This window comes from Paraburkholderia atlantica (assembly GCF_000092885.1).
In the GTDB taxonomy this organism is placed as follows: Bacteria; Pseudomonadota; Gammaproteobacteria; order Burkholderiales; family Burkholderiaceae; genus Paraburkholderia; species Paraburkholderia atlantica.
Genome location: NC_014119.1, coordinates 870,251 through 889,109, shown reverse-complemented (window position 1 = coordinate 889,109; position 18,859 = coordinate 870,251). Strand labels below are relative to the sequence as shown.

16 protein-coding genes and 5 pseudogenes are annotated in these 18,859 nt (G+C 61.7%); 8 read left to right on the top strand and 13 right to left on the bottom strand.

The window, feature by feature from the left end; translation table 11 throughout:
* Positions 1-42: 42 nt before the first annotated feature.
* The 4 genes from BC1002_RS31665 to BC1002_RS31650 all read left to right on the top strand — a co-directional run bounded on the left by BC1002_RS31665 (position 43) and on the right by BC1002_RS31650 (position 3,099).
* Positions 43-960 carry an NADP-dependent oxidoreductase gene (locus BC1002_RS31665; protein ID WP_013094049.1) on the top strand — a complete coding sequence of 306 codons (918 nt, stop codon included), beginning with the start codon at positions 43-45 and terminating at the stop codon, positions 958-960.
* A gap of 72 nt (positions 961-1,032) precedes the next feature.
* Positions 1,033-1,575, top strand: coding sequence for a pyridoxamine 5'-phosphate oxidase family protein (locus BC1002_RS31660; protein WP_013094048.1), 543 nt, complete (start codon positions 1,033-1,035; stop codon positions 1,573-1,575).
* On the top strand, positions 1,572-2,045 hold the full coding sequence (locus BC1002_RS31655; protein ID WP_013094047.1) for a DUF3788 domain-containing protein: 474 nt from the start codon (positions 1,572-1,574) through the stop codon (positions 2,043-2,045). The genes BC1002_RS31660 and BC1002_RS31655 overlap by 4 nt, the downstream gene beginning before the upstream one ends.
* Positions 2,046-2,181: 136 nt before the next feature.
* The gene (locus BC1002_RS31650; RefSeq protein WP_013094046.1) at positions 2,182-3,099 is read left to right on the top strand and encodes an NADP-dependent oxidoreductase; all 918 of its coding nucleotides are present in this window, start codon (positions 2,182-2,184) and stop codon (positions 3,097-3,099) included.
* 99 nt (positions 3,100-3,198) lie between these two features.
* On the opposite strand, the pseudogene BC1002_RS31645 reads toward BC1002_RS31650, so the two are convergent.
* Positions 3,199-3,657: pseudogene (locus tag BC1002_RS31645) on the bottom strand (LysE family translocator); the annotation flags it as partial.
* 342 nt (positions 3,658-3,999) lie between these two features.
* Between BC1002_RS31645 and BC1002_RS31640 the strand changes: the two are divergent.
* The 3 genes and pseudogenes from BC1002_RS31640 to BC1002_RS39875 all read left to right on the top strand — a co-directional run.
* On the top strand, positions 4,000-4,407 hold the full coding sequence (locus BC1002_RS31640) for an OsmC family protein (protein WP_013094045.1): 408 nt from the start codon (positions 4,000-4,002) through the stop codon (positions 4,405-4,407).
* A gap of 489 nt (positions 4,408-4,896) precedes the next feature.
* Positions 4,897-5,148 carry a hypothetical protein gene (locus tag BC1002_RS31635; protein ID WP_013094044.1) on the top strand — a complete coding sequence of 84 codons (252 nt, stop codon included), beginning with the start codon at positions 4,897-4,899 and terminating at the stop codon, positions 5,146-5,148.
* A 147-nt stretch (positions 5,149-5,295) separates the two neighbouring features.
* Positions 5,296-5,589 (top strand): annotated as a pseudogene (locus BC1002_RS39875) (hypothetical protein); the annotation flags it as partial.
* 321 nt (positions 5,590-5,910) lie between these two features.
* On the opposite strand, the gene BC1002_RS31625 reads toward BC1002_RS39875, so the two are convergent.
* The 12 genes and pseudogenes from BC1002_RS31625 to BC1002_RS31565 form a co-directional block, all read right to left on the bottom strand.
* A complete protein-coding gene (locus tag BC1002_RS31625; RefSeq protein ID WP_013094043.1) occupies positions 5,911-6,165 on the bottom strand; it encodes a hypothetical protein in 255 nt (84 codons plus the stop codon).
* 626 nt (positions 6,166-6,791) lie between these two features.
* Positions 6,792-7,781 (bottom strand): dihydroxyacetone kinase subunit DhaK, encoded by a 990-nt coding sequence (gene dhaK, locus BC1002_RS31615; RefSeq protein WP_013094042.1) that lies wholly within the window; start codon positions 7,779-7,781, stop codon positions 6,792-6,794.
* A 14-nt stretch (positions 7,782-7,795) separates the two neighbouring features.
* On the bottom strand, positions 7,796-8,431 hold the full coding sequence (gene dhaL, locus BC1002_RS31610) for a dihydroxyacetone kinase subunit DhaL (protein WP_013094041.1): 636 nt from the start codon (positions 8,429-8,431) through the stop codon (positions 7,796-7,798).
* Positions 8,428-9,447 (bottom strand): ABC transporter ATP-binding protein, encoded by a 1,020-nt coding sequence (locus BC1002_RS31605; RefSeq protein WP_013094040.1) that lies wholly within the window; start codon positions 9,445-9,447, stop codon positions 8,428-8,430. Before BC1002_RS31605 ends, dhaL begins: the two co-directional genes overlap by 4 nt.
* Positions 9,440-10,555 (bottom strand): ABC transporter ATP-binding protein, encoded by a 1,116-nt coding sequence (locus tag BC1002_RS31600; RefSeq protein WP_013094039.1) that lies wholly within the window; start codon positions 10,553-10,555, stop codon positions 9,440-9,442. The genes BC1002_RS31605 and BC1002_RS31600 overlap by 8 nt, the downstream gene beginning before the upstream one ends.
* Positions 10,556-10,558: 3 nt before the next feature.
* On the bottom strand, positions 10,559-10,753 hold the full coding sequence (locus BC1002_RS31595; RefSeq protein WP_013094038.1) for a hypothetical protein: 195 nt from the start codon (positions 10,751-10,753) through the stop codon (positions 10,559-10,561).
* Positions 10,750-11,703 carry a carbohydrate ABC transporter permease gene (locus tag BC1002_RS31590; RefSeq protein WP_013094037.1) on the bottom strand — a complete coding sequence of 318 codons (954 nt, stop codon included), beginning with the start codon at positions 11,701-11,703 and terminating at the stop codon, positions 10,750-10,752. Before BC1002_RS31590 ends, BC1002_RS31595 begins: the two co-directional genes overlap by 4 nt.
* Positions 11,700-12,656 (bottom strand): carbohydrate ABC transporter permease, encoded by a 957-nt coding sequence (locus tag BC1002_RS31585; RefSeq protein WP_013094036.1) that lies wholly within the window; start codon positions 12,654-12,656, stop codon positions 11,700-11,702. Before BC1002_RS31585 ends, BC1002_RS31590 begins: the two co-directional genes overlap by 4 nt.
* A 72-nt stretch (positions 12,657-12,728) precedes the next feature.
* A complete protein-coding gene (locus tag BC1002_RS31580) occupies positions 12,729-14,060 on the bottom strand; it encodes an ABC transporter substrate-binding protein (RefSeq protein ID WP_013094035.1) in 1,332 nt (443 codons plus the stop codon).
* Between the two features lie 115 nt (positions 14,061-14,175).
* Positions 14,176-15,195 carry a LacI family DNA-binding transcriptional regulator gene (locus BC1002_RS31575; RefSeq protein WP_013094034.1) on the bottom strand — a complete coding sequence of 340 codons (1,020 nt, stop codon included), beginning with the start codon at positions 15,193-15,195 and terminating at the stop codon, positions 14,176-14,178.
* A 133-nt stretch (positions 15,196-15,328) separates the two neighbouring features.
* Positions 15,329-15,892: pseudogene (locus BC1002_RS31570) on the bottom strand (SDR family NAD(P)-dependent oxidoreductase); the annotation flags it as partial.
* A gap of 49 nt (positions 15,893-15,941) precedes the next feature.
* A pseudogene (locus BC1002_RS31565) lies at positions 15,942-16,154 on the bottom strand (SDR family oxidoreductase); the annotation flags it as partial.
* 120 nt (positions 16,155-16,274) lie between these two features.
* On the opposite strand from BC1002_RS31565, the pseudogene BC1002_RS31560 reads away from it, so the two are divergent.
* Positions 16,275-17,029: pseudogene (locus BC1002_RS31560) on the top strand (LysR family transcriptional regulator).
* The last annotated feature ends 1,830 nt before the right edge of the window (positions 17,030-18,859 follow it).

Sequence of the window (18,859 nt, the reverse complement as noted above, 5' to 3'; positions counted from 1 at the left end):
GCATTCGGAAACGACGATAGACCACTCACAAGGAGATAGACGATGAAGGCGATCATTGTGACGGACCGGGCCGCGGGAACGGCCGGAATGCAGCTGATGGACCGGCCCGATCCGGAGGCAGCGATAAACGACGTCGTCGTTCGGGTTCATGCTTCCGGATTCACGGGGGATGAGCTCACATGGCCCTCGACCTGGACCGATCGCCTCGGCCGTGACCGGACGCCGGTTATTCCCGGGCAAGAACTGGCTGGAGTGGTCAGCGCGCTCGGCTATGGCACGACGGGGTTGGCGGTGGGACAAAGAGTGTTCGGCATCACGGACTCGTATCGCAGCGGCACGCTGGCGGATTATGTGGCCGTCGAGGCACGCAACCTCGCGCCGTTGCCGGGCGACGTGGACTACACGGTAGGCGCGAGCGTGGCGATGCCGGGCCTGACCGCGTGGCAGGGACTGTTCGATCACGGTCGCATCCAGGCGGGGCAGAGCGTGCTCGTGCACGGCGCAGCCGGCGCTGTCGGTTCGATGGTCGCCCAACTCGCACGTGAGGCCGGCGCCTACGTCATCGGCACCGGACGCGCCGCCCACCGGCAGACGGCGCTTGCCTTCGGCGCGCAGGAATTCGTCGACCTCGAGAACGACGTCCTTGAAGACGTCGGCCAGATCGATCTGGTTTTCGATGTCTTCGGTGGCGATATCGCGAAACGGTCGGCCGGTCTGATTCGAGCTCGGGGAACGCTGGTGACCATCGCCGGCCCGACCGACGCACATCCCACCGACGGCCTGGCGATCGACTTCGTCGTCGTGCCTGACCGCACCCAACTCACGAGGATCATCGACCGTGTGCGTGACGGACGGCTGCGCACCAACATCGGTAACGTCTCCAATCTCGACGAAGCCGTCGCCACCTTCAATGGGACCAAGCGGACCCACGGGAAGACGATCATCCGCGTTGGTCCATGATCCGTCCGCGGTCAGGATGTTCTGGAAAGCGGTGCGTAACGCCGCTGAGATTCTTTTCAAGCGAGGACACCTATGATCGAAATCAACGCCGACATGGAGGCCATCATCAAGCAGGCGATACTGTCGTTCGTTGCGACAGTCAACGAGGATGGGACGCCTAATCTTTCGCCGAAGGCGTCCTTGACGGTCAGGAATGGTGCCCTCTACTTCGCCGATATCGCCTCGCCCACGACGATACGAAACTTGAGGCGCAATCCCGCCGTCGAGATCAACGTAATCGACATCTTCCAGAGGCGCGGTTATCGATTCAAAGGCTATGCGTCGATACTGCCGCCAGGCGATGACGAGTATTCGATGATCGCGGACTGGGTTCGCGCGACGAACGGCCTCGAGTATCCCGTCGATCACGTCGTCAGGATCGAAACCACTGCGATCACCCCGCTGCTGTCGCCGGCGCATGTGTTCGCCGAGCCTGCTCGAAGTCAGGACGAGATCAGGAAAACCTACTATCGAAAGTACGGTGTGAAACCCATCGGCAAACAGGCGCGGAGTGCTCGACCGAGAAGTTCGCTTATCAGCATTCCACCGGTGAAGAGAAAGAGGAAAGCAACGTGAAGCAGCCCCCCCAGATCGGCGACAGGATCACCGACAAATCAGCACCGCCCGATGAGCGCATTGTCCGAGACTGGATCGGGCCGGACGCGTTCGAGCATTGGGCCGAGCTGCAGAGCTGGATCGAGGCATCCTACCCCGGTGTTTTCGCGCCGGATTGGCTCTATGGTGGCAAGAAACGGGGCTGGTCGCTGCGCTACAGGAAGACCAAGGCGTTCTGCACGTTGTTGCCCGCATACGGGCTGTTTTCGGTCCTGGTGGTGTTGGGGCGAGCAGAGCGAGAGAAGTTTGAGGAGCGGCGTTATTTCTGGAGCCCGCAGTTGGTCAAGCTCTACGATGAAGCACGAGCCTACCCCGACGGGAAATGGTTGACCGTTGCGATCTCATCCGCAGATGTTCGGCATGAGGTGATGGAGCTTGTGAGTATGAAGCGCCCTCCACTATCAGACGGTTCATTGTCGAGGAAGTCCTAAAACCCGCGACACACTTTTCGGCCCCGATCACACGGACGTTACGTGGCCACGAGCCCGACGCATCGAGCCGGGCGAGCGGTCCTGAGTGAGCCAATGGCCCGGGGCAGCCGGGCTGATCTTAAAGGAGATAATCCCCATGAAGGCAATCATTGCGACGGATCAAGCGGCGGGAACGGCCGCGATGAAACTGTCCGAGCGGCCCGAGCCGGCGGCGGCGATAAATGACGTTGTTGTTCGGATTCACGCCTCGGGATTCGTTGGGACCGAGTTGGCGTGGCCGTCGACCTGGACCGATCGCGGCGACCGTGATCGAACACCTTCGATCCCCGGCCACGAACTGGCCGGAGTGGTCACCGCTCTCGGCTATGGCACGACGGGGTTGTCGGTCGGACAGCGAGTGTTCGGCCTCGCAGACTGGTATCGAGACGGCACCCTCGCTGACTATGTGGCGATCGAGGCACGCAACCTTGCGCCGCTGCCGGGCGATGTCGACTTCACAGTGGGCGCGAGCCTGCCGATCTCGGGACTGACCGCGTGGCAAGGACTGTTCCAGCACGGGCGCCTTCAGGCGGGCCAGCGCGTTCTCGCGCACGGTGCAGCCGGCGCAGTCGGGACGATGGTGACTCAACTCGCGCGAGAGACCGGCGCTTACGTGATCGGCACAGGACGCGCTGCCGACCGTGAGAAGGCGCTCGACTTTGGCGCGCAGGAGTTTGTCGACCTCGACAACGACAGGTTGGAAGATGTCGGCGAAGTCGATCTGGTTTTCGATGTCATCGGCGGCGACATCGGAAAACGGTCCGCGGGCCTGGTTCGAGCCGGCGGAACGCTCGTGTCCATTGTCGGGCCATCCGAGGCGCGACCCGACAATGGTCTCGCGGTCGACTTTGTTGTCGAGTCCGATCGTGCCCAACTGAATGAGATTGTCCAGCGGGTACGGGACGGACGACTGCGGACGAACATCGGCAAGATCGCGACCCTCGACGAAGTCGTCGCCGCTTTCAATCCGACTGAGCGGATCAGCGGGAAGACGATCATCCAGGTTCGTCCATGAAGACTCAGGGAAGGTCGAGCGGCGCTGCTCTCCACCTTCCCCCGCCATTCGTGCGCGCGGGACAGGAAACGTGAAGTGGCTTTGATGCAATCGAACAGATTACCGGCGGGCTTCCGTTGCCATGCGGATTGCAAGACCCGCTAGCACTGTGCCCATCAACCAGCGTTGAAGCGTAATCCACGTCGGGCGGCTTGCGAGAAATCCCGCAATCGAACCGGCCATAGTCGCAATGGCTGCATTCACGCGGACGCTGATCACGATCTGCGTTGCGCCCAGTGCAAGTGATTGATGAAATATGCTGCCGCGCGACGGATCAATGAACTGAGGCAGTAGCGAAAGGTAAAGCACGGCGATTTTGGGATTCAGCAGATTGGTGATGAACCCCATCAGGAACAGTTTGCGAGGGCTGTCCATGGGAAGATCGCGGACCTGAAATGGTGAGCGTCCGCCGGGCTTCACTGCCTGCCACGCAAGATAGAGCAGATACATCGCGCCGACAACGCGGAGGGCATCGTAAGCGTAGGTGATAGCGAGAACCAGAGCGGTGATGCCGAATGCGCACCTTCCTCGATTCGCTGGAACTCGCCAGGGAGAAACTCATCCCACATTGATGACTCTTTCTTTATCGGCCCGACTACCTGTCAGATCGAGGACCCGGCTAATACAGCTTCATCTAGCAGGCAAGCATCGCGAGGATCGATTCGCCGTGGGTCAGACGGCGGCAGCCGACGCACGGTGCGAAGCCGCCTGAGAGCGTATGACCCGCGCTCAGCGCGAGCCTCGCTGAGGGTGGCACAATCGTTCCCACCAGCGCCGGGGTCCGCACACAGCCGGCGAAATTCAACGCGTCCCGCCGCAATCGCCCCCCGCTGCGGTGGCGCCCAATTCCGAGGAGTTACCATGCCGCTCGCCACCGCCTCCGCACGGCTCGCCGCCGATGCCCCCAACTACCTCGTGGCCCTCGAAGCCGGCCGCCATGCGCTCGCTGGCGACGAGGGCCCGCACGAAGGCGGTCAGGATCGCGGGCCTGCCCCTTTCGAATTCGTGCTCGCGGGTCTCGCCGCGTGCACGTCCGCGACGCTGCGCATGTACATGCAGCGCAAGGGCTGGCCCGACGGCGCCATCGATGTGACCACGACCCTGCATGTCGACCAGGAGCGCAACCCGTACATCCGTCGCACCGTCAACGTGGATGCGCCGCTCGACGCCACGCAACGGGCCCGACTCGCGGAGATCTGCGAAAAGACCCCCGTCACACTCTTCATCAAGCGCGGCACGCGCATTGACACCACTATGATCGAGCGGTGAAGACATCGGTACACCGAGTGCTCCGGGGGAGGGCTGCGCTTGTGACCATGATTCCTTTCGCGGCGCGAGAAGTATCCTGACGAGATTAGATCCAGCGCTTCGTGCAACTCCGCATTGCCCTCAACGTGAACTTCAGGGTGAGAGCCCTCGCGTTTGATACTCATCACGTCTTCAGCGGACAAACCGGAAAGGAAGAAGTTTTCCGCGCCCTCTCCTCACAGATCTCGATATTTGCGTTGAACTTCATCGCCGCTGTTCGCCACCAGCCAACAGGTAGGACGGCTCCGTTTGTCCGGGCCGAACCAGGCGCGTGTTCAGATCGAACCTGCTAGCCAATATATTCCTTGAAAGCTCAAATTTATCCCTTTCGAATCATGGACTTATCAATCTTGGATCATTGCTCTGGCATCCCTTGGCACGCCGCTCGCATAAGCAGTCGCGAGCGCAACAACTGGTGCTCATCCACTTAACCCGATTAGGAGATTCATCATGCTGAAGATCGACAACCTCGCCATGGACAGCAAAGAACTCGACCGCGCCGCAATGAGCGACATTCGCGGCGGCCAAGGCGTGAGCGCCCCCACCTCGATCGCCCAACAAGTTTTTGGCGATAACATCGGCAGCCCGATCATCAACGCGCCGACCAACGTCAATGCTCCCGTGAGCGTTGATCTGACGAACATCAACAAGACGGTGAGCAAGTACAGCAGCTACGGCTACGGGTACCCGGTGCTGTACTAATCGGCTTCCGGCAGCAAGAGGGAAGGGACGGGGGTTTGTTTCCTTCTCCTCTCTCCGAGCCAGCCTTGGTTGACGCCGAGATGGCTCAGAGAGAGGTCCGCATTCTCCGGCGCGGCCTCTCTCCTGAGAAAGTGTTGGCCCACTTCGGTGGGCCTCTTTTTGTCTGCCTCAAGATTCACCTCGCGAGGCGCGGAAACTGGCCGCGAGATACCGCGATATGGTCAGAAACCGGATCGTCCCATCCTCACGCGACGTGACCAGCAGCGCAGACAGTTGCTCGATATCTCGTTCGATGTCAACGTGACATTTCGCGAGGCAGCCGAAGCGGTTATCCGCGTGCCGGAATCTCGATGGCCCAATCGCAAGCATGGCCAGCAGTGGGGGAATACGCTCGGAACGTACGCGTATCCCGTGACCGGTGAGGTTCGAATGGGCGACATCGACACTGCGATGATCGTGCGGATTCTCCAGCCGATCTGGACGAAAAAGGCGAACCGCGCGCCGGGTTCGCGACCGCATCAAGACTATCCTCGATCGCCCGAATTTACTTACGCCTTACGCGTGCGATCGCGAGGCAAGACAATTCGATACTTGAGGCAGACAAAAAGAGGCCCACCGAAGTGGGCCAACACTTTCTCAGGAGAGAGGCCGCGCCGGAGATGCGGACCTCTCTCTGAGCCATCTCGGCGTCAACCAAGGCTGGCTCGGAGAGAGGAGAAGGAAACAAACCCCCGTCCCTTCCCTCTTGCTGCCGGAGGCAGATTAGAACAGCACCGGGTACCCGTAGCCGTAGCTGCTGCTGTACTTGTTCACCGTCTTATTGATGTTCGTCAGATCAACGCTCACGGGAGCATTGACGTTGGTCGGCGCGTTGATGATCGGGCTGCCGATGTTATCGCCAAAAACTTGTTGGGCGATCGAGGTGGGGGCGCTCACGCCTTGACCGCCGCGAATGTCGCTCATTGCGGCGCGGTCGAGTTCTTTGCTGTCCATGGCGAGGTTGTCGATCTTCAGCATGATGAATCTCCTAATCGGGTTGAGTGGATGAGCACCAGTTGTTGCGCTCGCGACTCCTTATGCGAGCGGCGTGCCAAGGAATGCCAGAGCAGTGATCCAAGATTGATAAGCCCATGATTCGAAAGCGATAAATTTGAGCTCTCAAGAAATATATTGGCTAGCAGGTTCCGATCTGAACACGCGCCTGGTTCGGCCCGGACAAACGGAGCCGTCCCACCCTGTTGGCTGGTGGCGAACAGCGGCGGTCGATGTTTGAGGCAAACGAAAAAAAGCCGCCGACGCGGGGTAATCCATATCGGAGAGACATGGAGGAGCCGTTCTTCCAGGTGATGGGCTGTTCGGCGTGATCGGCACCCAGGGCATCGTGCGCAACCTCAACATTGTTGGCTCGGCGAGCACGGCTCCCAGGCCGGCGGCGACCGTCGACATCGGCTTGCTGGCCGGCATGAACAACGGCACGGTCTTGCGGGTGAACAGGTCCGACACGGTTCTTGAAGGCGGAGCTGGCACAAGCGCTGTGCCCGACACCTCGATAGCCGGGGGGTGGTGGGCGCTAACGCCGGCTCGCGGCTCGCGCGGTTCCGCTGCCGCCGCGTGCGCAAATCTGACGGCCACGTGGCGCCAGGCTACATTCCCCATCTGAGCGATGGCGTATGCACCGGGCTATCCCAATGCCGCTTCATTTCGTCGTCCAGCATGCACAAGGTGATCGACGCGCCGGCCATTTCCAGCGACGTCGTAAGCGATCCGACCTGCACGCGCGCGACCGCGAGACCGCGCTGGTGCAGCCACGAGCGTGTGGAATTGAACAACAGATACAGTTCGCCGAGCGGCGTTCCGCCCAGTCCATTGATCAAGACCAGCAACTCGGAGCCGTTCCCCGGCTTCAAATCGGCGATGATCGCCGTCAGCAGCTCTGCCGCGATCGCATCGGCTGTGGCAAAGCGCGCGCGACGCCGCCCTGGCTCGCCATGAATGCCAACGCCGACCTCGATTTCATCGTCACCGATCTTGAACGTCAGCGTGCCCGCCGCGGGCACCGTGCAACTGGAAAACGCGACCCCCATCGACGCCGTACGCTTGTTGATCCGGTCGCCGAACGCCTTGCATTGTTCGAGATTGGCGCCGCTCTCGGCGAGACTGCCCACCAGTTTCTCGACGATCACGGCACCCGCGACGCCGCGCCGCCCCGTTGTATAACTGGAGTTTTCGACGGCGACATCGTCGTTGATCAACACCATCGCATTCGGCAACTCGGACATCTCGGACGCCATTTCGAAGTTCATCAGATCGCCGGAATAGTTCTTCACGATGAAGAGCGTTCCCGCGCCCGTATCGACGGCCTTGGCGGCTGCCATCATCTGATCGGGCGTCGGCGAAGTGAATACCTGGCCGGGGCACGCGGCATCCAGCATCCCGTAGCCGACGAAGCCGATATGCAAAGGCTCGTGTCCCGAGCCGCCGCCCGAGACGAGCGCAACCTTGCCTGGCTTCAGCGTAGTGCGCCGCACGAACACAGGATCGTTGTCGAGCACGACGAGATCACCATGCGCGGCGGCGAATCCAGTAAGGCTCTCAGTTAGAAAGTCGTCGACATGGTTGATAAATTTTTTCATGGTCTGCGCTCCTTTCACTCTCTGTCCTGCGCGAGCCGCGCGCATATCGCACTGATCATCAACTGGCTCGACCGTGCGCCGGGATCGATGTGCCCGCGTGCACGCTCGCCGAGAAACGACGCGCGCCCCTTGGTCGCGAGCATGTCGCGCGTCGCGCGCATGCCCTCTTCGGCCGTCAGCGGCAGCGCGTCGAGCACGGCTTCGGGCTCCGCACTATCTTCGGCTAGTTCCACGAAGCGTGACGAGACGGGGATGAGCACGTCCATCATCGTCTTGCTGCCGATGCCGGCTTTGCCGCGTTGGGCTACGGCGTCGACACCCGCGGCGAAGATCCGCGCCGCGTCCTCCACACTCATTGTGTCCGCGTTCTGCGCGGCCTTTGCCATGCCATGCAGCAACGAAAAAAACAGCGGCCCCGACGAACCGCCTACGGTCGACAGCAATTTGGAGGCGGCCTGTTCCAGCGCGGGCGCAAACGCCTCGGCCTCGATATTGGCGCGCATCGCAAGCAGCGCATCGACGCCCCGCAACAGGTTGAAGATATGATCGCCATCGCCGATCTGCTGATCGAGCGCGGCGATCTCGTCCGTGTGTTTCTTTAGCGTCGCATGCGCGGCCTCGATGCACGCCATGACCGTTTTCCCGTTCATGCCGGAATCCTCCTGCCGTCGGAGCGGAAATAGAGAAGGCTGCGCGCAGGCAGCGACACGCCGACTGTTTGCCCAGGCGTGAAATTGCGCTCGGTCATGGTCGTCGCGACGATGGCGGTGCCGTCGCGCTCCATGATCAGCAGATGTCGCAGCGGGGAATATTCAAGCACGCGAAGATTGATCACGTCGCGCGTATCAGGCGCGTGCAGCACGATGTCTTCAGGCCGGATCGCGACCGTCGACGTGCCGGCCGGCATCGTGGAAGGATCGAACAACATGGGCGGCAGCAAGTTGATGGGCGGCGAGCCGAGACGTTGCGCAGCGCCAAGTGAAGCGGGATCGCCATACACATCGCGCGGCGCACCAATCTGCACGATGCGTCCCTGCTCGAGTATGCCGATGCGATCCGCAAGCGTGGTCGCTTCGACCTGATCGTGCGTCACGTAGATGATCGTCGCGCCGATCGTGCGATGCAGACGCTTCAGTTCGATTCGCATCTCCTCGCGCAACTTCGCATCGAGCGACGACAGCGGCTCATCCATCAGAAACACCTTGGGCTGACGCACTAGCGCGCGTCCGATGGCGACTCGCTGCATCTCGCCGCCCGACAGATGCGTCGCCAGATTGCCAAGTTTCGACTCGATGTGCAGCATTTGCGCGACCATCTGCACGCGCGCGGTGACTTCCGCCTCGCTCACGCGCCGCCGCGGGGAGCGCAGTGGAAACGCCAGGTTGCCAAACACCGTCAGATGCGGGTACAGCGAATACTGCTGAAAGACGAAGGCGACGTCTCGGTCCGCCGGATGCATGTCCTTCGCGGGGGCACTGTCGATGAATATCTCGCCTTCGTCGGGGCGTTCCAGACCAGCGATGAGCCGCAACGTGGTGGTCTTGCCCGCGCCGCTCGGCCCGAGCAACACGACGAACTCGCCCTCTTTCACGTCGAACGACACATCATCCACCGCGACGATATCGCCAAATCGCTTCGTCACCCCATCCAGGCGAATCTCAGACATAAGCGCCTCCGTTGCTGCGTCCGTTGACGGCCATCCGCCGCACAGCGCCGGGCAGCAGCACGCCGCTGGATGCGTCGTACATCAGCGTGCGCTCCTTGTGAAACGACAACCCGACCTGCGCTCCCGCCGCTCTTCCTTCGTTCTTGCCGACCCGCACGCGCACCACGCCGAGCGCGGTTTCGACGACCAGAATCTGATGCGAGCCGAGATACTCGTCGGCAATCACGCGTCCACGCAACGCACTGTGCTCGTCGATCACGACGTGCTCGGGCCGCACTCCAAGCAGCGCTTTCGCGGCGGATGCAACAGTGCGCGGCACCGACACGGCCACGCCGCGGAGCGAGACCGATTCCACGCCCGCTTCGACGCCGCCGTCCACGGCCAGAAAATTCATCGGGGGGCTGCCGATAAAGCTCCCAACGAACACCGTCGCGGGGAAGTGATAGACCTCATGCGGCGACGCGGATTGCAACACCTCGCCGCCGCTCATCACAACGATGTCGTCGGCCATCGCCATCGCTTCCCGTTGGTCGTGCGTCACGTAGACCGTCGTTGCGTTGAGCGCATTGTGCAGCTTGCGCAACTCAAGGCACATCAGTTCGCGGAAATCCGCGTCGAGCGTGCCCAGCGGCTCGTCCATCAGAAAAGCCTTCGGGTGCCGGACAATCGCGCGGCCCAAGGCGACGCGTTGACGATCGCCGCCCGACAGTCCACCCGTCTTTCGGTCCAGCAGACTTTCGATGCGCAGCATATGCGCGGCCGCATCGACACGCGCCGCAATCTCGCGGCGCGAAATGCCTTCGTTCTTCAGCGGAAAGGCGATGTTGTTCCGCACAGTCATATGGGGATAGAGCGCGAACATCTGGAACACAAAGGCAATGTCGCGTTGACGCGCCCGCAATCCCGTCACATCGTCGCCGTCGATCAAAATCTGGCCTGAGGTCGGCAGTTCGAGCCCGGCAATCATGCGCAACGTCGTCGTCTTGCCGCAGCCGGACGGTCCGAGCAGCACGACGAAGCGGCCGTTGCTCACGGTGAGATTCGTATCGTGCACCGCAGTGAAGGCGCCGAAGCGTTTATGAAGGTTGGAGAGAACGATCGTCGACATGGCTCACTCCGGGAAGTGACTGGTGACGACGAAAGCCAGCGCGCCCACCAGAATCACGGGAAACGACCAGGTGTAGAGATCGACCGTGAATGGCTGGACGAGCATCGCAATGCCAAGGCCGATAAGCACGGTCGATGCGCCCTCACAGTAACGCCGTCGGAACAGGCGGCGGCGCGGCATGGCAGGTTGGGCTTTCATTTGCGCACTGCTCCAAAGGTGATCCCGCGCAACAGATGCTTGCGCAGTACAACGGTAAAGATCAGGATGGGCAGAACGAACAGCGTCGTGGCGGCCGCGACGGCCGGCCAGTCCTGTCCGCCTTCGCCGATGATGAACGGAATGAACGGCGGCATCGTCTGTGCATCGCCGCTCGTCAGCAGCAATGCGAACGCGTACTCGTTCCATGCAAAGATCAGACAGAAAATGGCCGTCGCGGCAATGCCCGTGATCGCCTGGGGCAGCACGACCTTGACGAAAGCCTGCAACCGCGTATATCCGTCGACGAGGGCTGCTTCCTCATATTCGCGCGGGATTTCGTCCATGAATCCTTTGAGCAGCCACACCGCCAGCGACACGTTCACAGCCGTATAGAGCACGATCATGCCGAGGTAGCTATCGGAGAGGCCGAGAGCGCGATACATCAGAAAGATGGGAATCGCGACGGCGATGGGCGGCATCATCCGCGTCGACAGAATGAAGAACAGCAAGTCGTCGGCAAGCGGAATCCTGAAACGCGAGAACGCATAGGCTGCGAGCGTGCCGAGAAAAACCGCAAGGAAGGTCGAGCCGAAGCCGATCACGAGCGAATTGACGAAGCGCGGCAAGACCTTCGACGGCCCCGCAATCACCATATTGCGCTTGCGCACATCGCGGTCATACCAGCTTTGAGCGGGTGGCAAGCTCGCGATGAACTCGGGCGTCTGCCGCGAGCGGATAGTGAACAGATTCACATAGCCCTCCATCGACGGGTGGAAAACCACGACGGGCGGATAGGCAACCGCGTCTTCCTGCGTCTTGAAGCTCGTCAGGATGATCCATACGATCGGCAGGGCCGCAATCAGTGCGTAGGCGATAACGATGAAGGCGGCGAACGTCTTGCTGCGCGGCGATGCCGCCACCACCGACTGTTGAAGCGCAAGGTCTGTCATCGCTGTTTCACCCGGTTGAGTGCCTTCACATAGATATTCGCCGCGCCGAAGACCACCACGAACAGGATGATCGCCAGTGCGGACGAGTACCCCGTCTGCCACTTCTCGAACGCAGCGCGCTTGAGCGTGATCGACACAGTTTCCGTTACGGAGCCCGGGCCGCCTGATGTCAGCAGGTTCACCATGTCGAACATCTTGAAGTTCTCGATACCGCGAAAGAGGATCGCAAGCATCAGGAACGGCAGGGTCATCGGCAAGGTGATCGACCAGAATTGCCGCCACGGCGAAGCACGGTCCACTTCGGCCGCTTCGTAGATGTAGTCCGGAATCGAACGCAATCCCGCGAGACAGATCAGCATCACGTATGGCGTCCACATCCACGTATCGACCATCACGATGGTCCACGGCGCGAGCGGCACGTCGCCGATCATCTGGAACGAGTTTGGCGCAATGCCCGTGAAAAAGCTGACGATGTCGTTGAAAAGTCCCGTTTGCGGTTGCAGCAGGAAGGTCCAGAAGTTGCCGACCACAGCGGGCGAAAGCATCATCGGCAGCAGAATCAGCGTGGTCCAGAAGCTATGGCCGCGGAACTGCCGGTTGATCAGCAGCGCGAGCCCGAAACCGAGCAGCACTTCGAGCCCGACCGACCAGAACACGAAGCGCGCCGTCACCTGCATGGCGTACCAGATGTCTTCGTCGGTGAGTATGTCCGTGTAATTGCTGATGCCGACATTGCGCGCGGGCACGCTCGGCATGTTCGACTTGAAGTTCGTGAACGACAACCGCAATGCCCAGATCAACGGAAAGATGTTGATCGCGAGCAGCAGCACGATAGTGGGAAGAATGAACAGCCACGCGATCGTCCGGTCCGACAGCCCGCGCAGGCGCGCGGCAGCGCGCGTCTGCGCTTGCGTCTGCAACCCTTCCGGAGGAAAAGGCTTGTTTGCCAACATGCCTGACTCCTTGTTGTCGCTGACCGACAAGATTGATCGGCTTGCCGGTCCGCGTGTTCATGTGCAATGACGCTAGTTCTTCCCTTCAGCCTTGAAGACCTTGTTCCAGTCCTTGACGAGCAGATCGAGCGCTTCCTTCGAAGTGCCTTTATCGGCCACCACATAGTCGTGCACGCGCTTTTGCATGTCGAGCAGCAGTTCGGCATACGCGGGCTCGGCCCAGAAGTCTTTGACGATCGCCATCGACTTCAGGAATGTAGGCGCAAATGGCGCGCTCTTCGGAAAGTCCGGCGCATCTACCACTGACTTCGCCGCCGAGTAGCCGCCGAGTTGCCACCACTTCTTCTGCACATCGGGCTGCGCAAACCACTTGATGTATTCGAGCGCGTCAGCCTTGTGGTCTGAGTACGACACGACGGAAATGCCTTGCCCGCCGAGCTGTGTGAACTGTTTCGTTTCTTTTGGATTGACGAAGAAGCCGATCTTGTCGCCGCCGACATTCGGGTCCTTGTACAGTCCGGGGAAGAAGGCAAACCAGTTCATCTGCATCGCGACCTGGCCAGACTTGAACGCATCGAGCCCTTCCTGCATGTAGGCGTTCGTCATGCCCGGCGCCGTGCAACACTTGTAAAGCGCCTTGTAGAATTCGAGCCCCTTGATGGCGCCTGGCGAATTCACGAAGCCGTCCAGGCGATAAGGCTTCTTCGGGTCCTCGTATTCAAAGCCAAAGTTATAGAGCATGTTGGTCGCGCCCATCGTGATCCCTTCCGAACCGCGCTCTGTGAAGATATACACGCCATACACGGTTTTGCCGTCGATCTTTCGGCCCTGAAAGAACTCGGCGGTCTGCTTGAGTTCATCCATCGTAGTGGGCGGTTCGAGTTCGCGCTTGTACTTCTGTTTGAACTCCGCGCGCAGTTCGGGCCTTGCAAACCAGTCCTTGCGATACGTCCAGCCGACGGCGTCCGCCATTGCGGGCAGCGCCCAATAATTCGGCGTGTTCTTGGGCCATTCCGAGTAGCCGACGACGGTCGCCGGCACGAAATCGTTCATCGAAATCTTGTTCTTGTCGAAGAAATCATTGAGCTTCACGTAGTGCCCATTGACCGCGGCACCGCCAATCCACTGACTATCTCCGATGATGAGGTCGCAAAGTTTTCCGTGCGAATTGAGTTCATTGATAAAGCGGTCCGCGTAGCTCGTCCACGGCACGAACTCGAATTTCATCGCAATGCCGGTTTTCGCCGTAAAGTCTTTCGACAATTCGACGAGTGCATTGGCGGGGTCCCATGCGGCCCAACATAACGTCAGCTGCTTGCCCTGCGCGTGTGCCGCCGATCCGAAGCTCAGCCCCAGCGACGCCAGCAGCGCCGCGATTACCCTTGCTGTCGTAAGCCGTATCATGTCTCTTCTCCTTGTCTCCGTCGGGTCTCCAACCTGATGACAGACAGCGCCCATGCGCCGGACGCTGTATTTAGAGCTCTGGCAGACTCAGCGAGCCGTCCGCGTGTCGCGAGCTTCAGGCATGCGCATTCTCACGAAGATAAATACGGGTTTCGGGCGTCGGAATGGCGAGCACGCCGCGCACGTCGTTCAGTAAATTGATGGCGGCGAGCCCCGCGCAATGGACGATGCCGCGCACATCCTGATCGAGGATGACGTCGATCGCCCGCTCCGAAAGTTGCGCCCGAGTGTCGGCCGTGCACTCGTGGCCGATCAGCACGACGCGCGTCTTGTCGCCCGATTCCTGCAACGTCGATGCGATGCCGGAAATGCCACCACCCGTCACATACACGCCGACGAGATCGGGGTGCCCCGCCATCAGCCCTTGCACAGCAAGACCGGCGCTGTCGTCGTCCTCGGCGAAGTCGGGCTCGGTCAGCCAGCGCAGGTTGCGAAAGTCTTCCTCGAGAACCTGGGAGAAGCCCGTACGACGCTCCAGCTGATCGTGCAAACGCGACGACGCCGACAGCACCGCGACCGTGCCGATGCGCGCGCCCACGAAGCGTCCCATCAGCAGACCCGCCGTTCTTCCAGCGATCCGGTTATCGACGCCGACATACGCAGCCCGCGCACTCGACGGTAAATCCGAAAAGACGGTGACGACCGGCACATTCGCATCGGTCATGTCCTGGATCATTCGCTCGACCCACGGGTAGTCGAGCGGCACGAGCACGAGCGCGTCATAGTCGATCAGTTGCTGTGCGAGCGATGTTGCGTCGCGCTGGCTGGACAGGTCGCAACGATAGAACGACGAGACGAGACGATGCTCGCGAAAGAAGCTGGCGGACAGCGCAATATCGCGCTCGACCTGATCGAGAAAGCGGGAGTTGATTTGCGGTAAGACGAAAGCGACCCGGAACGACGTGGTTTTCGCCGGCCGGCCGCGGCTTGCGCGTTCGTCACGCAACGTGGCCAGCGCGAGATGGACGCGCTCGGCCGTTTCAGGGCGAACCCCCTGGTCGTCGCGCAGCACACGATCGACCGTGGCCACGCTGACGCCGGCTCGACGCGCAATCATCATACGTGTAGCCGGCATGAGTCTCCTCCGGTGCCAGGCGAAGAATCGTTTTGTTAACCAAAGATAGTTTTTCGCGCGCGAAATGCAAGCTTTTTGACGCGTTAAATGCGTCAAACCGGACCGTCGCCGGACGCGCTTACCGAAGACGCGAGACCGCACCGGGCGCGACAGCGTTGACCCGGATGCCCCGGTCACCGAGCGCCGCGCCGAAATGTTTGACAAGCATGTCGATGGCGCCCTTGGTGGCCGCATAGGCCGCTAGGGTGCCGAGCGCGGCGTGCGCGGCTAGCGACGAAAGCAGCACGATGCTGCTGCCCTTGCACATCACGGGCAGCAGTTGCTGAACGAGGAAGAACGGCACGCGTACGTTCACCGTGAACAGGTTGTCGAAGTGTTCGACTGTGGCTTCTTCAATCGTCGCCGCGCCGGAGATGCCGGCATTGGCAACCAGGACGTCGAGGCGGCCGTCGACGATCGCGCACGTCCGCCGCGCGAGCAGGTGTGGACCATCAGCGGCGCGCAGGTCAGCGGCTATCTTCTAGGATGTGCCGCCCGCTTGCCTTATCTCCTCGACGACAGCGTCGGCCTCCTGCGCGCCTCGGCCATAGTGCACCAGCACCTGGGCACCCGCCTTCGCCAGCGCAAGCGCGCTGGCGCGGCCGATGCCGCGTGATGCGCCGGTCACCAGCGCGGTCTTGCCCGATAACGTGTTCATGATTCGATACTCCCGGCATCAGAAGGTAGGGGAAGAAAGAAAGCGCGGATCAGCCCGCCGTCTTGCCGCCGTCGACCGTGACGATCTGCCCCGTCACGAAGGCCGCGCCTTCGGACGCCAGAAAGAGCACCGCTGCGGCGATGTCCGCCGGCTTGCCTATACGCGCGAGCGGCCCGCCGCCTGCCAGCGCCGCTTTCCTCTCTGGTGTGCCGGTAAAGCGGTCGAGCATGCCGGTGTCGGTCGGTCCTGGCGCGACCGCATTGCTTGTTGGCGTTCGCTGCAATGAAAGAGATGACAGGACTTAATCTACGTGCTTCCCGGGTCGATTAAAAAGACTTTGGAAGCTTGGGTACATGCCTGACAGGCATGGGGCGAGAAAACCATGGAACTGCGTCATTTGCGGTACTTCATTGCGGTAGCCGAGACCGGCAGCCTGACGGAGGCGGCTGAAAAACGGCTGCATACTTCGCAACCATCGTTAAGCCGGCAAATTCGCGATCTGGAAGATCAGGTCGGTGTGGAACTGCTGGTACGCAGCGCGCGCGGCGTCGAACTGACCGACGCGGGCAAGGCCTTCATCGATCATGCGCGGCTCGCGATAGCTCAGGTAGATACAGCCGTGGAGGCGGCACGGCGTGCGGCGCAGCCGGCGAAACCGCGCTTTGCGCTGGGATTTCTGACTGGTCAGGAAATGACATGGCTGCCCGACGCGATGCACCTGTTGCGCGAGGAGTTGCCGAATATCGAGGTTACCGTCTCCAGCGACTATTCGACGGAACTGGCCGCCGCCCTGGCGCACGGCAAGCTCGACGTGGCGTTTATGCGAGCCGAGCCCGGCTGAGACAGGTGATCGACACCTGGCTGGCCAAATCGGGCGTCGACGTAGACGTCGCGCAAAGCGTCGACAATCCGGCGATGGTGATGTCGCTGATCGCTTCGATGCGCGCCGTCACGCTGATACCGGCCTATGTGCAGAACCTGATGCCATGGTCCGTCGTGAGCCGGCCGCTAGAAGGGGACGTCCCGACAATAGAGCTGGCCGTGGGTTACAGCCCGAGCAATACCGCGCCGATTGTCAGCCTGTTTCTGTCGCGGGTGGACGAATTGATTTCAAGGATCGTAAAGCGTTCAGCGTGACGCTGAACTGAAATACCTGACTGTTCCCATTCGGCTTTCGGACGTTTGCTGCGTCAGTGTAAATGGCCGGTTGAATCCGCAGCCGAGAGCACCTGTTCGATGGACTTTCCCGGGAGCCGACATCGGAGCCTTCAATCGCAGCTTTCCAGCGAGCTGGACGAACGCCTACTGCCGGGCAGTTCCCGTCATTGGCTTTTCGAGACGCTTCGGCAACTGACATTTGCAGTCATCGGAGCTTCCACCATAGAGATGGACATACGCGAGGGATTTCAGCCGTCATATTCCATCGAATCGTGCCGTGCATCAAACGAGATGAGAGCCGCATCGGTGACAATCAAAAAAAGCTGCGTCAATCAATTCGGCATCACCAACTTCGCCGCGACATTCTCACCTTGTTTGTCGCGCGTCTCTCATCCAGACTGTCGCGCCACACAATCGGGATTACCCGTCGGATAGCCGCTTTGACCTTCGTCTCTTGCACGAAAGAGCGGCTGAAAATGTGGCGGCGGATTACCTTGAGCCGCCCGAGCCCGAGCCCGAGCCGCCTCCGCCGTGACCGCCTCCGCCCGCCCCCCCTGACCCGTGACCGCCCGAGCCAGGACCGCCTGCGCCGTGACCGCCTGCGCCCGAACTGCCTGCACCTGGACCGCCTGCGCCTGAACTGCCCGCGCCTGAACTGCCCGCGCCTGAACTGCCCGCGCCTGAATTGCCTGAACCGTGACCGCCCGCGCCCGAACTGCCTGCGCCCGAACTGCCGGCGCCTGAACTGCCCGCGCCTGAACTGCCCGCGCCTGAACTGCCGGCGCCTGAACTGCCCGCGCCTGAACTGCCGGCGCCCGAACTGCCTGAGCCGTGACCGCCCGCGCCAGAACTGCCTGCACCCGAACTGCCCGCGCCTGAACTGCCGGCGCCCGAACTGCCTGAGCCGTGACCGCCTGCCCCCGAACTGCCGGCGCCCGAACTGCCCGCGCCTGAACTGCCTGCGCCCGAACTGCCGGCGCCTGAACTGCCCGCGCCCGAACTGCCGGCGCCTGAACTGCCGGCGCCCGAACTGCCTGCGCCCGAACTGCCTGCGCCCGAACTGCCGGCGCCTGAACTGCCCGCACCCGAACTGCCGGCGCCCGAACTGCCGGCGCCTGAACTGCCCGCGCCCGAACTGCCTGAGGAACTGCCTGAGCCGTGTCCGCCTGCGCCCGAACTGCCGGCACCCGAACTGCCTGCGCCCGAACTGCCGGCACTCGAACTGCCTGTGCCCGAACTGCCGGCACTCGAGTTGCCGGCCCCCAAACCACCGGCACCGGAACCGGCTGCGCCTGCACCCAAACCACCACCACCGGAACCGGCTGCGCCTGTGCCCGAGCTGCCTGCGCCGGAACCGGCTGCACCTGCACCCGAGCCGCCTGCACCTGCACCAGATCCGCGTGCGCCCGAACCGGCCGCGCCTGCACCCGAGCTACCGGCATTCGAACCGCCCGCGCCCGAACCGGCTGTGCCTACCCCCGAACTGCCCGCGCCCAAACCACCTCCTCCGTGACCGCCCGCAGGTTGTCTTTGAACCAGCTGCAGTGAAGCAGAATTCCGAGAAGGTGCACTGCGGTGATCGAGCGAAGCGGAAGATCCGCGTGGGGCGTGCTCGGCACCGCTCATTGCTGGTCCCCGCGCAGGCGCTGACGATGATCCGGCGACATGATCGGACGAAGATGCCTGCGGCGTCGGCGATGCGGGCAGAGTGATCCCGCTCGCATGCCGCTCGATTGGTCTCACGTACGGCGCCGAATGGCGGCGATTCGGTGTGGCGGCATTGCCCGCTTGATCGGGCCTTCGTGTAAC

Coding starts and splice junctions, on each gene's coding strand:
- BC1002_RS31650 (WP_013094046.1), top strand. CDS start 2,182: ATGAAGGCAATCATTGCGACGGATCAAGCGGCGGGAACGGCCGCGATG.
- BC1002_RS31640 (WP_013094045.1), top strand. CDS start 4,000: ATGCCGCTCGCCACCGCCTCCGCACGGCTCGCCGCCGATGCCCCCAAC.
- BC1002_RS31585 (WP_013094036.1), bottom strand. CDS start 12,656: ATGTTGGCAAACAAGCCTTTTCCTCCGGAAGGGTTGCAGACGCAAGCG.
- BC1002_RS31580 (WP_013094035.1), bottom strand. CDS start 14,060: ATGATACGGCTTACGACAGCAAGGGTAATCGCGGCGCTGCTGGCGTCG.
- BC1002_RS31600 (WP_013094039.1), bottom strand. CDS start 10,555: ATGTCGACGATCGTTCTCTCCAACCTTCATAAACGCTTCGGCGCCTTC.
- dhaK (WP_013094042.1), bottom strand. CDS start 7,781: ATGAAAAAATTTATCAACCATGTCGACGACTTTCTAACTGAGAGCCTT.
- BC1002_RS31635 (WP_013094044.1), top strand. CDS start 4,897: ATGCTGAAGATCGACAACCTCGCCATGGACAGCAAAGAACTCGACCGC.
- BC1002_RS31665 (WP_013094049.1), top strand. CDS start 43: ATGAAGGCGATCATTGTGACGGACCGGGCCGCGGGAACGGCCGGAATG.
- BC1002_RS31575 (WP_013094034.1), bottom strand. CDS start 15,195: ATGCCGGCTACACGTATGATGATTGCGCGTCGAGCCGGCGTCAGCGTG.
- BC1002_RS31595 (WP_013094038.1), bottom strand. CDS start 10,753: ATGAAAGCCCAACCTGCCATGCCGCGCCGCCGCCTGTTCCGACGGCGT.
- BC1002_RS31605 (WP_013094040.1), bottom strand. CDS start 9,447: ATGTCTGAGATTCGCCTGGATGGGGTGACGAAGCGATTTGGCGATATC.
- BC1002_RS31660 (WP_013094048.1), top strand. CDS start 1,033: ATGATCGAAATCAACGCCGACATGGAGGCCATCATCAAGCAGGCGATA.
- BC1002_RS31625 (WP_013094043.1), bottom strand. CDS start 6,165: ATGCTGAAGATCGACAACCTCGCCATGGACAGCAAAGAACTCGACCGC.
- BC1002_RS31590 (WP_013094037.1), bottom strand. CDS start 11,703: ATGACAGACCTTGCGCTTCAACAGTCGGTGGTGGCGGCATCGCCGCGC.
- dhaL (WP_013094041.1), bottom strand. CDS start 8,431: ATGAACGGGAAAACGGTCATGGCGTGCATCGAGGCCGCGCATGCGACG.